Raw genomic sequence first — 14,351 nt, forward strand, 5'->3', positions numbered from 1 at the left:
GCGAAGTTGCCGGACGAGACGTTGCCGACGCCGCCGCCGACCGAGCCGATCACCGGAATGAAGCTCTCGTCGACGCTCAGCGTCGGCGCTGCCGGACCGCTAAGCGTAATCGAAGGAACATCGTCCAGGATATTGATTGAGATGGTCGACGTGGACGTGTTGCCAAGGCCGTCGGTCACCGTGAACGTGAACACGTCCTGCCCGGGCTGCATGTTGGCGCCGTCGTTGCCGGCCGGAACATTCGCCTCCGGCGACGTCAGCGTATAGGTGTAGCTGCCATCCGCGTTTACGTGCAGGATGCCGTACGTGCCATTGATGTTCGTGCCGACATTGCCGCTAACGTCGCTGCCGGTATTGCCTGATGCAACGCCGGTCACCGTCGCTCCGTCTGGATCCGAGAATGTCAACGTGCCCGACTTGGTCTCCGAGCCGTCGCCCGCATGTGAGCCGTCCACATTCCCGGGGCCGAGGTCGCCGACCGGCGGCGTCGTGTCGATGCCCGCCTCGTTCACCGCTGCAACCTCCGCCACCACACGCGGCTGGCTGCCGGTCACGTCGATCGTCAGCGTCGCCGCCGAGGTGTCGCCGTCGCCGTCGGTGATCGTGTAGTTGAAGACGTCATTGCCCGTCGGCGTATTCGGGGTGGCCTGATAGCTGTAGTCGCCATTGGCGAAGACCGTCAGCACGCCGTGAGCGCCCGTTACCGTCGTCACACCACTGTTCGTTACCGAACCCGTCCATGCGATCGATGCGATCCCGTCCGCACCCGCCGTGTCAGCCGCGCCGGTCCCGTGAGTACTCGTGCCGGTCTCGACATTGCCTGTCACCGTCTCGCCGGACTGCGCCGTGTCGGTGTCGGCCTTCGCCGTCGGCACGTCGTCGATGACATTGATCACCAGGTTGCTGGAGGCAGGCTGGTTATCCAAGTCGGTCACAACGACCGCGAAGCTGGGTGCCGCTTCGGTATTGGCTCCATCGCCACCCGTAGCGCTGGGGTAGTCTGCAGTCAGTGTGTAGCTGTAATGGATCGTACCGGCGCCGGTCGCGCCGGTGTACTCGTACCAGGCGCTCACAGTGCCGCCCGTGGTGGGGTCCGCGAACGTCGTCGGATTACCCGAATCACTCGACAGCGCATGGCCGCCCAACGACACCGAGTTCACCCCATCCTGCGAGGTGAAGCCGATCGTGCCGCTCACCGCGTTCGAGCCGTCATGCAGCGTACCGCTCGCCAGTCCCGCCTCGTATACGATCGCACCATCAGCACCCGCGGCTGGGATATCGCCCAACTTCGGAGGCTCATTGCCGATATTGATCGTCAGCGTGGTGCTCGACTGGTCGCCATCACCGTCCGTCAGCGTGTAGTGGAATACATCGTTCACGCCGCCCGGTGTGTTCGCCGTGCGGTCATAGGTATAGTGGCCGTCCGAATAGAGCGTCAGCGTGCCGTACTGGCCCGCGATCGTGGTGCCGGTAACAGCGGACGTCACGTCCTGCGCCGCGCCCGTGCCAAATGCCGAGGTCACGCTGGCGCCGTCCGCGCCCTTCACATCCGCGCTCGTGGACGGATCGGTCTCGCCAGCCCCGGTCATCACGTTGCCCGAGATCTCCGCATGGCTGCCCGCCGCGACGCTGTTGCCGTCAGCGTTCGCCGTCGGCACGTCGTCCACGATCTGGACCGACAGCGTGCCGGGAGCCGAAGTGTCGCCGTCGGTGTCTGTGACCGTCAAGGTAATATTGTCGTAGATCGAATCGGTGCCTGCGCCGGGATGCGCCTGGCTGTGGACTAGCGTGTAAGTGTAGCTCACCTGGCCGGTGCTGGCGTCGTAGCCGTTGATCGTCAGCGTGTTGCCGAGAGCCGTCGTGATGTCGATCGGCGTCGACGCGCTGTTGGCAAGGGCGGCGCCCGAAATTACCTGGCCGGCGATGGTCAGCGATCCGATACCATCGGGGGAGGAGATCGTGAAAGTGCCGGTATTGATCTCGGACTGGTCCGTGTTGGGAGCGGGATCCTGCGCCTCGCCCGAGCCTTCCGACCCCGAAGTTGCCGGCAGGCCCTTCTCAGAGACAATGGTGTCGCCGCCGTCGACCGCAGGCGTCAGGTCGAGGATCGACGGCGTGTGGTTCGGTGCCAATCCCGCAAACAGCTCGCGATGATCCGGCTGCCCAAATTGCAGGTCCGTCGGCGGCAGGAGCGCCGAAAGGCCGAAGCCGTCGCCGATTCCGCCGGCAGGCTGTTCGAAATTGCCGCCGGCGCTCGAGGTCGAACCTCCCGGACCCGCCGAGATGGAACCATCCGTGCCGAAGGCGACATCGACATGGCTCGCTTCCAGCGCTGCGATCAAGGCCACGCGCGGCACTTCGACTTCGCCGATGATGAAGGTCGGCACATTCAGGGCACCGTCCTTGATGACGATGACCGAGCCGTCCGCCTGCTCGAGCACGAGGTTGTGACCGTCGACCTTGATGTTGTCGATCGAGACATTGGCGGGAAGCTTTACGACGTTGCTTGCGTCCGCGACGTATTCGTGCGGGGCATTTGCCGCTGGCGGAGCAGCCGCGGGCGCGCCGCCGCCGACATCGACCGGCACAGGCTCGGCCGCGGCCGGTGCTGTTTGAGCCGGAGCGGCCGCTTGCTCGGCCGGCGCGGCCTGGGCCACCAACTGGATCGGGGCCGTCAGGTCGTGGTGATCGTTGGAGACGGAATGCTCGTCCCACGAGTTCGAAACGTTGTCCAATTCAATACTGGTCGCCATAGCTTAAACCCCTCCGGCATTTCCCGGAAAGAGACAGGTGGCGGCTTGACTTTGCAACGGTCCGTCAATCCATTCTATATATTTGGATATGCGTTCGACGACTTTTTTTACGCTTGGTAAACTGTGAACATATAATCTGTTATATCATGCCTGGAATGCACGGCGCCTTGTCGCGAGTAACGCGAAAAACTTGGTAAATATAAGTATAAATATGTGTAAAATTTTACACAAAATAGCAAAATCACTTTGCGGGAAAGTTATCCACCTTCATTTCCAGTAATTTGAGACAAGATTGGTAGCGTCCACGGTCAAAGGTGGGCGTCATGAAAAAACAAAAGAATGCTCCGGGGAAGCGCGAACTCAAGTTGCTTCTGCTGGCACTGGGGATAGCCGGCTCGGCGCAGCCGGCCCTTGCCGGGCCAGCCGTCAGGGATTTCCTGCCCGAAACAGCACTGCTTGCGACGGTCCAGGCGCCGTCTGGTCTCGGTGGCATTTCGCTGCAAAGGTACCGGCCCTGGCAGCCGGCCGCCCCCTACCGGATCAGCCTCGTCCTGAACGGCTACAGCCCCGTTCCGGCGCAAGACGGGTCCGCCGCCGCGATGGCGCAGGAAGCCAGGGGTGTCGACCCGATTCAGACTGCGTCGATTATCCCGGGGGTGTTCGGATCGGTTGCGCTGTCCATGCGCAATTTTCCGGTTTCGGCGCGCTGGGCACCGGTCTACCAGGCCATAGTCGATTGCACCGCGGGCAGTCCCTGTGATCACGAGAGCCCGGCCTTCGTGGCCATGGTCTCGGCTGCCCAAGGCAAGGGGGTCGTCGAGAAACTGTCGTTCATCAACAGCGGCATCAACCACCTGATCGCCTACAGGAAGGACAGTGTCGTCTACGGCAAGCTCGACTACTGGGCGAAGCCTTCGGAAATCCTCGCCAATCGCGCCGGTGACTGCGAGGACTTCGCAATCCTCAAGATGACGGCGTTGCTGAGGGCCGGCATTCCGGCACGCAGTATGTCGCTCGTCGTTCTCCAGGACCGCAAGCGAGGTTTCTTCCACGCCGTGCTTGCGGTGAGCACCGCAAGCGGCGCTTACATTCTCGACAGTCTCGACAATATGGTGCTCAAGGACAGCGCGCTTCCGGACTATCAGCCCCTGTACTCGTTCAGCACCGACCGGGCATGGATCCATGGGTCCAAACCGGGGGCCGCGCAGGTGGCCGACGTCAAGGGCGGTTTCGAAACCGTCGCGCCTGGCGAAGGCGCGCAGATGGAAGTTAAGTAAAGACAACGCGCGGTCGCTTTTTGTCCTGGCCGAATGCCCAGAGCAATTCCTAGGGAAAGCGCTACGCGCCTTTCCCGGGAAAACCGCTACGCACTTCTCCTGGAGTTGCTCTAACCGTTGAAGACAAAAGCCATCAGCAATTCCAGGTCCAGCGCCGGCGCCCGCACCACGTTCAGCTGGCCCCGGTAACGGCGCTCGCCGGCGCCGATCACAAATCCGCTCGCAACGGCAACGTCGCCGTTGGTGTCGAGGCGCGCGAATATATCCGCCACGTTGAGATCCAGCGCCAGCTTCAGGTCCTGCCGCGTGTCTCCGTCGAACGCCGTCGGCAACTGCCGTTTGATCAGTTGCTGGAACGGCGCATTGAACGTCACGATCTTCTTCGTCGATGCCAAGGCGAAAGCCGGCGACGGACAGGCAAGCAGAATGGCGTTTACCGTCCTGATCGACGCAAGCCTGTGCAAATTCAGGTTTTCGTGTCCCAACGCGCGTATGCAGGCCACCCGAATTGCCGAGGTCAGGTTTCCTTTCTCCGCGTGACTTTCGGCGATCTCGTCGACCAGCATGCCGATGGTGCATTTGCGGCTCTCGGCCATCTGTTTCAGCGAAAGCCAGAAAGCCCGTTCCAGACGGATGCCGCGCCTTGTGCCGCCGCGCGCCACGACGCGGAACTCGAGCTCGAAATCGTCTGTCGGGAGCGGCAGAAGCAGACGGTCCTTCGGGGGCGGGGAAGAGATGGCGCTAGCGCTCACTCATTGCCTCCTGACGTGCTTTGTTGATCGGCTTCAGCAGGTAGCTCAGGATCGTCTTGCGCCCGGTCTTGATATCCACGGAACAGATCATGCCGGGGATGATCGAATATGCCTTTCCGTCTCGCTCCAGCGTCGATTTGTCGGTTGAAACGCGCACCTGATAATAGGGCTCGCCCGTCTTCTGATCGACCAGGCTGTCAGCGGTTATGTTGGAAACCTTGCCTTCGATGCCGCCAAAGATCGAGAAATCGTAAGCCGTGACTTTTATCAAGGCATCCTGATCGGGGCGGATAAAGGCGACATCGCGGGGCGAAACACGCGCTTCGACCAGCAATGTCTCGGAAGTGGGGACGATGCCGGCTACGACAGTACCGGGCTGGACGAAGGCGCCGACGGTGTTCAGTTCCATCGTGTTGACGATACCGTCCACCGGAGAACGGATGTCCGTTCGCGCGACTTTGTCGGTCGCGCCGCGAATGGTTTCGTCCACCACCGAAAGATCGGCCAAGGCCTGCGTCAGGTCATCGAGCGCTTCCTGCTTCAACTGCAGACCGAGTTCCTCGACCTGGAGCTGCGCCTCGGTGATCGCCGACTTGGCCTTCTTTATCGTCTCGCCGGCCAGGTTCAATTGGCCGTTGAGTTCGGTTTGCTCCTGCTCGACCTTGAGTTGCTCGGTCCTTGCCATCAGACCTTTCTTGACCATCGCCTCGACCAGCTTCGCCTGCTGGTCGCTCACAGCCAGGTTTTTTGTCAGGCGGTCGACATTGGCGTTCGCCTCGTCGAGTTCTTTTTCGCGCTGGTCGAGGCGCGACTTGAGCACCGACAGCTTGTTGTCGAAGTTTTCGCGCCGGGCAACGAGGAGATTTTGCTCGTTGTCGCAGATTTCCGGCGCCACCGACTGAATGTCCTGCGGACACGGAAACGATCCGGTGATGCTGCCGCTCTGTTCGTATTTGAGCCTGGCGATGCGTGTTTGCAGGGCCCGCGCCTTGGCTTGCTGTTCGCCGAGGCTGGACGTGTTCAAAGTATTGTCGAGACGAATGATGAGGTCGTTCTTCCTGACGACCTGCCCCACCTTGACAGCGATTTCCTGAACGACGCCCGGCTCGCTGGCTTGGATGACCTGGGTCTTGGAGGCCGGTATGACCTTGCCATCGCCACGCGCGATCTCGTCGACCTCGGCGAATGATGACCAAGCGACAAAGGCGATGAAGAGCGCCGCTATGATGAATATGGACGCCGTCGCAAAAAGCGGCGGGCGGTCTTCCCTGGCAAGCATTTCCTACGCCTCGTTATCATATCGGTTTCAGCCCGATATAATTTGTTCATTCAGGAATTCGTTCTCTGCAGCGCCTGAATGACTTGTTCTTTTGGTCCATCGGCAACGATCTTTCCTTGCTCGACAACAATAAGGCGATCAGCCAATTCGAGCATGCTGAAGCGATGCGTCGAGACGATCAGCGTCGTGTCGCGGTCAAATGCTGTCTTGAGTTGTTTGATCAGCTGTCGTTCCGAAGCCAGATCCATCGAGCCGGACGGTTCATCCAGGAAGACGATCTTCGGCTTGGTCAAAAGCAGCCGGGCAATCGCCACCGTCTGTCTCTGCCCGCCGGAAAGATTGGTGCCTCGCTCGCCGACATTCATGTCGTACCCACGCGGATGGCGAGAGACGAACTCGTCGACGCCTGCGGCTTTTGCGGCTTCGATGATCTGTTCGTCGGTCGCCTCGGGAGATGCCATGAGCAGGTTCTCCTTCACCGTGCCCGAAAACAGATCGCCAGCTTGCGCAACGATGCCCACTGCGGCGCGCACCTCCGAAGGGTGATACTGGCGGATGTCGATGCCATCCAGCAGCAGCTCGCCGGAACTCGGCAGGAAAAGCCTTCCGATCAGGCGTCCCATCGTCGTCTTGCCTGACCCGATGCGGCCGATGATGCCAATACGCTCCCCCGGCTTCACCGAGAAGTTCAGGCCGGACAGAACCTCGTTTTCCGATCCGGGATAGACGAAGCCGACATTCTTGAACGTCATCGCTCCATTGCGGATCGGGCGATTGACAAAGCCCACCGTGTCCGGCCGGTCCTCCGGCTGGGACATGATGGAATTTACCATTCTCAAGGAGAGCATGGCCTGGCGAAATCTCGACAAGGTGATCGCGATCTGACCGAGCGGAGCCACGGCCCGGCTCGCCAGCATCACCGTTCCGATGATGGCTCCTGTCGAAACGTGCCCTTCCGAAAAGGCATAGGCTCCGGCCACGACCAGGGCGACCGTCACAAGCTGCTGGATGGCCTGGGTGATGTTGCCGGCCGCCGCCGAGAGCTGCTTGATCTTCTCGGAGGTGTTGGCCGCATTCTTCGAATGCTCGCCCCACTTCCTCAGCAAATAGGCTTCGGCGCGCAGGGACTTGATTGTTTCCAGCGTGGAGATGGACTCGACCAGCAAGGCCTGGCGCTGGGATGCTTCGTTCATCGAGGCGGCGACCCGCTTGCCGATGCGACGTTGCGTGACGAGGCCGACGATTACCGACGCCACGAATGCCAAGGCCGGTATGACGACCAACCAGCCGCCGATCGCGTAGATGACCAGCAGGAAGATGAAGACGAAGGCCGTGTCGATGAAGACGCTGATGGTGTTGGAGGTGAAGAACTCCCTGACGAACTCATATTGAGTGACACGGTTGGCATATTCGCCTGTCGAGCCCGGGCGCGCGGACAAGGATGAATTCAGCACCTTCTCGAACAGCAGATACGATATCCGCAGGTCCGCCTTGCGCCCGGCATAGTCGATGAGCGAGGCCCGGGCCGTCTTCAGCAGCAGGTCGAAGAGAATGACGGCGCCGATACCGATCGCCAGCACCCAGAGCGTCGATATCGCCTTGTTCGGCAATATGCGGTCATAGACGTTCATGGTGAAGATTGGCGAGGCGATGGCCAGCAGGTTGATGAAGATCGCCGACAGCACGACCTTCGAATAGGTGCGCCAGAAAGCGCCCATCGTTCCCGTCAGCCAATGGCGTCGTTCGATCTGCTGCGCCGACCCGACCTTCATGCCTTCGGTGGCGTTGGCATAGGTGATCGAGAAGGATACGCCGCCACTGATGTAACTTGCGGCCAGTTCGGATTTGCCGACAGTCGTGCGCCCGTCTTCCTGCGGCGCCGTGAGATACCCGTCGCCGTCGATTTCCGCCAGCAGGGCGATCGGCAACTGACTGACACGGAAGAGAATTGCCGGAAGATCGACGCGGCCGCGCAAGAAGTCGCGATGGTTGAATTCGCGGGTCTCGAGACCGATGCGTTCGGCAAGATGCCTGATCTCGGCGACCTCGATGCGCGTGTCCGAAATCGGCACCCCGGCAAACAGCACGGTCTCCGCGCTCGGCCTGCCGAGATAGGCGGCGACCGCCGAAAAGCAGGCCTTGAATGCCTCCTTGGGCGACAGAATGTTTGGCTGCTGATTCACGACCCGCCCGCCAGGACCCTCAACCCTCGTTACACCGGCTCATTTCTTCCTGACCGGGGCAAGGATGTCGAAGGGTATATCGTTCGTCTGTTCCGACGGGGTCCGGGCATAGGTTTCGGTATCCGCGGTCGCCGGAACGGCAAATTCATCCTTGGCGTAGGCCGTGGCCTGCTTTGGCGGATGGATGTCCATCGTTTTCAGCAACTGCCCGGTCGCCGCCAGGAGCCGGTATTGGGCAAAGAGGGATGCATAGGACGCGGTGTCCGCCAGCGTCGCTGTGTTGAACCGTGTATTCTGCGCATCCAGCACATCGAGCAGCGAGCGCTGTCCGACCTTGAACTGCTCGCGATAAGAGGCAACCAGCTTCTCGTTGGCGGCGGCTTGCAGCTTCAGGGTCTTTGCCAGGTCGGCTTGCCGGAAGCGGCGATCCCACGACGTTCGAACGGCCTCTTCGATCTCCCGCAGAACCTGATGCAGCCCAAGCCGCTGCTCGCTGGCGCGGCGGATTTGCTCCTGCTCATTCGCCTTGTCGATGCCGCCCCGGTACAGGTTCCAACGCAGCACCAGCCGTGCCTGCAAGTCGGACGTGTCTCCATTGTCGCCGTCAATGTCGTATCCGGCCCGGGCAGTGCCTTCGGCGACGATCGAAGGGCCGTATTTCGCCCGAGCGGCGTCAACCTGCGAGGCGGCGGCGGCAATATCGCTATTGGCCATGTGGACGCGCGGATTGTTTTCCCGCGCAATGCCCAGCGCGTCGTCCAGGGACCTTGGCAGCGCGGAGGAAACATCGCCTGGCCTCGAAGCATTCGTCAGCGGTTTCCCGACGGTCTTGAAGAAGCGTATCCTCGAGGCCTCGAGTTCTTCTGAGGCTTCCTGCATGCGGGCCTTGGCCGCGAACAACCGCTCCTCAGCCTGCTGCCGATCGGCTTCGTTCAACCCGCCGCCTGCTATGCCTTCCCTGATGTCGTGGAGAATCGCTTGATGAAAGCCCAGATTCTTCTTTGCCTCGGCCACGATCGAGCCCTGAAGCATGTATTCCAGGTAATCCTGGACAACCGAAAGTCCGATGAACTCGGATCGCTCCAGCACGCGGAACGAGGCGCCATCGACTCGTGAGGCCTGACGGTTGAGTTCGGCTCGCCTTGCGCCGCTATCATAGAGCGTTTGCGAAACCGTCAGATCGGTCTCCGCGGGATAAAGCGCGTCGTGCTCGATGGAGAGCGCGCGGCGGGTGGAGTTGTCCAGGCGGCGAGCGCCGGTAGATGCCTCCAGGTCGACGCTTGGGAGATACAGCCCCTTTGCCTGCCGCAGCTCGAACTCGATTGCCTCGCGGTTTTCGATGGCCTGGCCGATCTCCGGGTTGGATTCAACCGCAACCGCCATGGCCTCCTTGAGCGTCAGCGCATGCGTGCCCCAGCTCAGCATGGTAGCCGCCATCAAGAGACCAACGCCCATGGCCTTGGTTGACAGACCTGTCGTCTTCATTTTCCCACCCGCGTTTCCCCGCGCTTTTCAAGAGCGCCCCTGCCGGCTCGGCGCCTGGCTTTGTCCGCTATCTTACAAATTAACGTGGACGTTTCATTATTAAGCTGTGACTAAATGATAGATTTTGGGCAGACGGCCAAAAAATGTAGCAAAAATAGCACACATTTGAGATGTTGGCGGGATCAAGTGCCGGTGTCGAAACTTGAAGCACCGCAACAAGATATGGAATGTATGCAAATAAGGTTGCTCTCGTGGAGGCAATAAGGGCAACCTCATCAATTCGGGTGCAGTAGGGGCTGGTCCGGCCCATCCCGAATGCCAACATCTCGCGCCTGGCGCGGCGTTTTGAGCAGGGCCGATTCGGTGCGTGCTTAGTCTCAATGAAAGTCTGCGCCTGGCTGGGGTTCTTGGAAGCTTTTCGAACTTTCTGGATCGCGCCGCAGCCCGAGTTGCAGTTGCTTATGGACAAGGTGGGTCAGTAGATTCGACCTTCGGGTAAGAGGCGTCGACCTCTGGCACGTGTGCCTTGCTGATAGCGCGCGTCAGCACGAGCGCTTAAGCATTCCCAACGACAGCTTTGCGCCCATGCAGGCAGCAGCATACGTCAAAACAACGCTTAAACCATGTCGTCTGAATCCGTTTCGACGTGACGCTCGGCTCTGCCGCCCCATTCCTCGGGCGCGACATCGGCGATCGTTTGCGAGAAGGTCCAGGCGTGACCGGCGAGATCGCGGCAGGAATATTGCCGTTCGCCATAGGGGTAGCTCGTCGGCGCGGTCAGCGCCATGGCGCCACGGCGCATCGCGCGGCGATGGTGCGCATCGACATCCTCGACACGCACCATGACCGAGAATTCCTCGGGCGGCGGCACGGATCCGCCGCTCTTCAGGGTTGTGACCACGACGGCGCCGTCACGGAAGCCGAGTTGGGCGCGATGATTGCCGATCGTCAGCCGCAATTCGAATCCGAAGGCTTCGCAGAGCCAACGACTCGCCGCTTCCACGTCTGGGTAGGCAAGCACCGGTATGACCGTATTGGCAGGCATGGAGCGGTTCTGCATGGGCGAGCCTCCTTCCGGCGTCGATGACGGCAGCGCCGAGTTTCAATTATAGGGCGACCGGCATTGCTGCCGAGGGCCGTCATAGGGCTGGTAGCTGTTATCCCAGGCGCGGTAGGAGCGGTAGCGATCGTAGCACCAGCGCACATGGGCGGCCGCCAGGCGCGCCGCGGGGGGCGGGGGTGGCGCGACCGTGGCGGCCCCCACGCCGGCCGCGAAGGCGGCGGCCGGGAACCAGTAGCCATTGTAGTAGCGGTAGCCGGGCCGCACCCGCCAATAGCCCCGGTAACCATTGTAGTAATAGGCGCCGCCGACGACGTAGAAGCCGCGCCGGTACCAGATCGGCGTTGCCTGGCTCGTCACGGACGTCGGCGCTGCCGGAGCCGCAAGCGGCATGGCCTCGGCCGGCGAGGCAAGGGCCGTAGCGCTGAGCATCACGCCGCACAAAGCACTGATCGTTCTGTTCATCGATTGTCTCCTCTGGTCTGGTGTGGTCACTGGCGCCGCAGCGCCCGCAACTCGGTGATCGACAGTGCTTTGTCGCCGTCGGTGTCCGCCTGCAGCAGCCTGTCGGGGACGGCAGCCGTAAATTCGTCGCGCGAGATCTTTCCGTCGCCGTTGCGGTCCATGCGGCTTGCTTCGGCCTGCAGGCCGGTGAACCGTGCAGCCTGCACATCGCGCTTCGACTTGATCTCTTCGATTGCCGCCCGCACCTCGCCAGGCTCGAGCACGCCATTGTGATTGAAGTCCAACCGGTCGAACATCCGCGCCCGCGCTGCCTGGATTTCGCTGAACTCGAGCTTTCGGTCGCCATTGGTGTCGATGCGTCGGAACGCCTCCCTGGCGCCCTGGTCGGCAGCGAACGCGCTGCAGCCGCACAGAAGCAGTCCCGCAAGGGCGGTCACGATCTTGGTCATCTGGGTCTCCGCTGTAATCGACGGCCCGCCGCGGACCGTCCTTGCAGCGTCTCCTACGCAGGCATTCGATGACTCCTACGCGCCGCCTGCGTTTTTTTTCGCGAGTTCGATGCTCGGGACAATGACGCTAAGTGGGCCAACGAAAAAATCCGGCCGCCGGCGTAGGAGCGCGAGCCGGGCTGCGTATTGACCGACAGTCGCTCACCCCGCGACGTCACAATCGAAAGGAACAACCCATGAAACGCTCAGCGATCTTTGCGTGCCTGCTTCTAGGCCTCACGCCGATCTGCGCCGCCGCGGCGCAGGACATCCCCGGCCAACGCATCCTCCAGCGCCTCGACACCAATGGCGACGGGGCGATCTCGAAGGACGAGATCCTCGCCGCCCGCGAACGTATGTTCAAAAGGCTCGACCGCAACGGCGACGGAATCATCGACGAGAAGGAGATCGAAACTGCCCGGCAAGCCATCGAGGACCGCGCCGAGGCGGCCGAGGCCCGCCTCGGCAATCGTTTGCGGCGCATGGACAGGAATGGTGACGGCAAGGTCACCGAGGACGAGTTTCAGGCGAGCACGCCGCTCTTCGATCTCGCCGACCGCAACGGCGACGGCAGGCTCTCCGCCGACGAGATCGCGACCATTCGCAACATCGTCTCCGCTCACGCCAACTGAACCGACGCACGACCTGGAAGGAAAAACGTGACATGATTTCCAAAGCCAAACTTGCACTGCTAAGCCTCGGCGCAGCGGTGGTCTGGTCGGCCGCTTCCCCTGCCTCGGCGGAAGACTGGACACGCAAGACCGCGCATGGCGGCGAGTTGAGCCGCAGTGTCAGCCGGGACGGCAACATCTATACCGGCTCGACGACGCGAACCGGACCGAACGGCGGCACTTACACGTCCGGTTCCACCTGCAAGGCCGGCGTTGTTGACCGCTGCTCCAGGAGCTATTCTGTCACGGGGCCGAACGGCAAGACCGTTTCGGGCCAGCGCTATTCCGCGGCCGGGCCGTTTCGCGGCCGTTCGGTCGGCAGCTTCACGGGCCCGAACGGCAATACGGTCCGCGGCTTTCGCCGCTGGCGCCGCTGACATCTGGTGAGGGACTTGACGTCGGAATTCGCCCTTCTGCCGAGCCGGATCGTCGCGGTTTTCGTCCTCGCCGTCGATGCTTCGTCAACCGGTGCCGGCCGCCGTGCCGGGTGAAGCGTCCCGCGGCGATGACGAGCTTCTGGCCCACATCGCCGCGGGGGGGCAGGCGGCTTTGTCCGAGCTCATGGCCCGCCATGGCCGTGGGCTGCGGACGTTCGCCACGCGCTATCTCGGCCATGCCGCCGATGCCGAGGATGTGGTGCAGGAGGTGTTCGTGACCGTCTGGAAGCAGGCCGCGCGCTTCGATCCCGGCAGAGGACGCGCCTCGACGTGGCTCTACCGGATCACGGCCAACCGCTGCATCGACCAGCGCCGGCGCCGCGCGCTGCGCAACTTCTTCGGGCTGGACGACATCGGCGAGGAGCCCGCCGCGCCGGAAGTAAATGCCGAGACCGCGACGGCCGCCAGGCAGGAACTGGCGATCGTGCGCGATGGCCTGTCTCGCTTGCCGGAGCGCCAGCGGATGGCGCTGCTTCTGAGGGCCGTGGGCGAGCTTGACATCGGCGGAATAGCCGAGGTGATGGGCACCAGCGCGGGTTCGGTCGAGCAACTGCTCGTGCGCGGGCGTCGCACGCTCAGGGATCATTTGGCAGATGCGGCCCAGGGCCGCGAAAGGAAGTCCTCATGACACGCGAGGAATTCGAGAAGAACCGGCGCCGCTTCGGCGACGATATCGATGCCTGGCCGGCACCCTTGAGGGGACCGGCTCTGGCGTTCATGGCGCTTGACGGCGATGCCGGCGCCGACGCGGCACTCGACAGGCTCGTGCGGCAGGCCGCGCTGGTCGAGAGCGACGATGATGCTCTGGCGCGCGAGGTGATGGCACGGATCCAGCGTGGCGCGGCGCGGCCGTCCCTGCTCCTGCGCTTCCTTGTTGCGCCGGCGGGCCTCGCCGCTTGCACCGCCGCTGTCCTCGTCGCCGCGACGGTCGCCGGCTACCAGGTGGCGCGCCTTCAGGACCAGCCCCAGGATTCCGAACTTCTGGCGCTCGCTGCGGGCGCCAGGCTTGCAGATGATGGAGGGTCGGCGATCGCGGCCGACCCGGGCGAGGGGGACCAGCTATGACCAAGCGCTCATGGACCTGGGCGGCCGTGCTGGTTGTGCTCGCGCTGTCGCTTGCCCTCAACTTCTTCTTCATCGGCTATGCCGCGCATGGCCTGCGCCAAGCTGCCGTTGCGCGCGGGTTGCTGGCGGAGGTCGCGGGCGCCTACTCGCCAGAGGTGCGCAAGGAATTCCGCACGGTCATGCGCGACAACCGCGCCCGCACGTTCGAAGCGCTGCGGCAGCTGCGCGCGGCGCGCGCCGACCTGACGGCGGCCGAGCAGGCGCGCCCCTTCGACGAGGCGGCGGTCAGGCGGGCGATGGCCGCGGTGCGCGCCGCCACGACCAATCTTCAGGCAACGGTGCAGGATTATCTGCTTGCCGCCATGAAGAACGTCAATGCGAAGCCGGCCGGCGGCGGATGAGCGGTCGCCGCACTCGCGGCACAATTGCCGTGACT

The 14,351-nt window shown here is 62.5% G+C and carries 14 protein-coding genes; 6 read left to right on the forward strand and 8 right to left on the reverse strand.

Annotation, left to right across the window (positions count from 1 at the left end; translation table 11 throughout):
• A partial coding sequence (locus tag FJW08_RS18265) for a VCBS domain-containing protein (protein ID WP_210241198.1) occupies positions 1-2,753 on the reverse strand: 2,753 nt, incomplete at its 3' end.
• 323 nt (positions 2,754-3,076) lie between these two features.
• Here FJW08_RS18265 and FJW08_RS18270 point away from each other — a divergent pair.
• Positions 3,077-4,030, forward strand: coding sequence for a transglutaminase-like cysteine peptidase (locus FJW08_RS18270; RefSeq protein WP_140811757.1), 954 nt, complete (start codon positions 3,077-3,079; stop codon positions 4,028-4,030).
• A gap of 110 nt (positions 4,031-4,140) precedes the next feature.
• Here the strand turns inward: FJW08_RS18270 and FJW08_RS18275 are convergent, their stop codons facing one another.
• The 7 genes from FJW08_RS18275 to FJW08_RS18305 all read right to left on the reverse strand — a co-directional run bounded on the left by FJW08_RS18275 (position 4,141) and on the right by FJW08_RS18305 (position 11,703).
• Positions 4,141-4,782 carry a ribbon-helix-helix domain-containing protein gene (locus FJW08_RS18275; protein ID WP_140811758.1) on the reverse strand — a complete coding sequence of 214 codons (642 nt, stop codon included), beginning with the start codon at positions 4,780-4,782 and terminating at the stop codon, positions 4,141-4,143.
• Entirely contained in the window at positions 4,772-6,061 is a 1,290-nt protein-coding gene (locus tag FJW08_RS18280; protein WP_140811759.1) for an HlyD family type I secretion periplasmic adaptor subunit, read from the reverse strand. Before FJW08_RS18280 ends, FJW08_RS18275 begins: the two co-directional genes overlap by 11 nt.
• A gap of 50 nt (positions 6,062-6,111) precedes the next feature.
• A complete protein-coding gene (locus tag FJW08_RS18285; protein WP_140761034.1) occupies positions 6,112-8,244 on the reverse strand; it encodes a type I secretion system permease/ATPase in 2,133 nt (710 codons plus the stop codon).
• A 39-nt stretch (positions 8,245-8,283) separates the two neighbouring features.
• Positions 8,284-9,729, reverse strand: coding sequence for a TolC family protein (locus tag FJW08_RS18290; RefSeq protein ID WP_140761026.1), 1,446 nt, complete (start codon positions 9,727-9,729; stop codon positions 8,284-8,286).
• A 616-nt stretch (positions 9,730-10,345) separates the two neighbouring features.
• Positions 10,346-10,789: a VOC family protein gene (locus FJW08_RS18295; protein ID WP_140811760.1), complete on the reverse strand. Its 444-nt coding sequence runs from the start codon at positions 10,787-10,789 to the stop codon at positions 10,346-10,348.
• 42 nt (positions 10,790-10,831) lie between these two features.
• A complete protein-coding gene (locus FJW08_RS18300) occupies positions 10,832-11,254 on the reverse strand; it encodes a BA14K family protein (protein WP_140811761.1) in 423 nt (140 codons plus the stop codon).
• Positions 11,255-11,280: 26 nt separating this feature from the next.
• Positions 11,281-11,703, reverse strand: a complete 423-nt coding sequence (locus FJW08_RS18305; protein WP_140811762.1) for an EF-hand domain-containing protein — start codon at positions 11,701-11,703, stop codon at positions 11,281-11,283.
• Positions 11,704-11,939: 236 nt separating this feature from the next.
• Here FJW08_RS18305 and FJW08_RS18310 point away from each other — a divergent pair, with 236 nt between their 5' ends.
• The 5 genes from FJW08_RS18310 (at position 11,940) to FJW08_RS18330 (ending at position 14,316) form a co-directional block, all read left to right on the forward strand.
• Entirely contained in the window at positions 11,940-12,374 is a 435-nt protein-coding gene (locus FJW08_RS18310; RefSeq protein WP_140811763.1) for an EF-hand domain-containing protein, read from the forward strand.
• Between the two features lie 32 nt (positions 12,375-12,406).
• Positions 12,407-12,790, forward strand: coding sequence for a hypothetical protein (locus tag FJW08_RS18315; protein WP_140811764.1), 384 nt, complete (start codon positions 12,407-12,409; stop codon positions 12,788-12,790).
• Positions 12,791-12,866: 76 nt separating this feature from the next.
• Complete coding sequence (locus FJW08_RS18320) at positions 12,867-13,478, forward strand: sigma-70 family RNA polymerase sigma factor (protein WP_140811765.1); 612 nt, start codon at positions 12,867-12,869, stop codon at positions 13,476-13,478.
• Positions 13,475-13,915 carry a hypothetical protein gene (locus tag FJW08_RS18325; RefSeq protein ID WP_140811766.1) on the forward strand — a complete coding sequence of 147 codons (441 nt, stop codon included), beginning with the start codon at positions 13,475-13,477 and terminating at the stop codon, positions 13,913-13,915. Before FJW08_RS18320 ends, FJW08_RS18325 begins: the two co-directional genes overlap by 4 nt.
• Complete coding sequence (locus FJW08_RS18330; protein ID WP_140811767.1) at positions 13,912-14,316, forward strand: periplasmic heavy metal sensor; 405 nt, start codon at positions 13,912-13,914, stop codon at positions 14,314-14,316. Before FJW08_RS18325 ends, FJW08_RS18330 begins: the two co-directional genes overlap by 4 nt.
• The last annotated feature ends 35 nt before the right edge of the window (positions 14,317-14,351 follow it).

It is taken from the genome of Mesorhizobium sp. B3-2-1, assembly GCF_006439515.1.
Classification (GTDB): Bacteria; Pseudomonadota; Alphaproteobacteria; order Rhizobiales; family Rhizobiaceae; genus Mesorhizobium.

Bases quoted from the DNA above. Each gene is read 5' to 3' on its own strand.
- FJW08_RS18300 (WP_140811761.1), bottom strand. From the start codon at position 11,254: ATGAACAGAACGATCAGTGCTTTGTGCGGCGTGATGCTCAGCGCTACG.
- FJW08_RS18270 (WP_140811757.1), top strand. From the start codon at position 3,077: ATGAAAAAACAAAAGAATGCTCCGGGGAAGCGCGAACTCAAGTTGCTT.
- FJW08_RS18325 (WP_140811766.1), top strand. From the start codon at position 13,475: ATGACACGCGAGGAATTCGAGAAGAACCGGCGCCGCTTCGGCGACGAT.
- FJW08_RS18330 (WP_140811767.1), top strand. From the start codon at position 13,912: ATGACCAAGCGCTCATGGACCTGGGCGGCCGTGCTGGTTGTGCTCGCG.
- FJW08_RS18320 (WP_140811765.1), top strand. From the start codon at position 12,867: ATGCTTCGTCAACCGGTGCCGGCCGCCGTGCCGGGTGAAGCGTCCCGC.
- FJW08_RS18280 (WP_140811759.1), bottom strand. From the start codon at position 6,061: ATGCTTGCCAGGGAAGACCGCCCGCCGCTTTTTGCGACGGCGTCCATA.
- FJW08_RS18295 (WP_140811760.1), bottom strand. From the start codon at position 10,789: ATGCAGAACCGCTCCATGCCTGCCAATACGGTCATACCGGTGCTTGCC.
- FJW08_RS18310 (WP_140811763.1), top strand. From the start codon at position 11,940: ATGAAACGCTCAGCGATCTTTGCGTGCCTGCTTCTAGGCCTCACGCCG.
- FJW08_RS18315 (WP_140811764.1), top strand. From the start codon at position 12,407: ATGATTTCCAAAGCCAAACTTGCACTGCTAAGCCTCGGCGCAGCGGTG.
- FJW08_RS18290 (WP_140761026.1), bottom strand. From the start codon at position 9,729: ATGAAGACGACAGGTCTGTCAACCAAGGCCATGGGCGTTGGTCTCTTG.
- FJW08_RS18305 (WP_140811762.1), bottom strand. From the start codon at position 11,703: ATGACCAAGATCGTGACCGCCCTTGCGGGACTGCTTCTGTGCGGCTGC.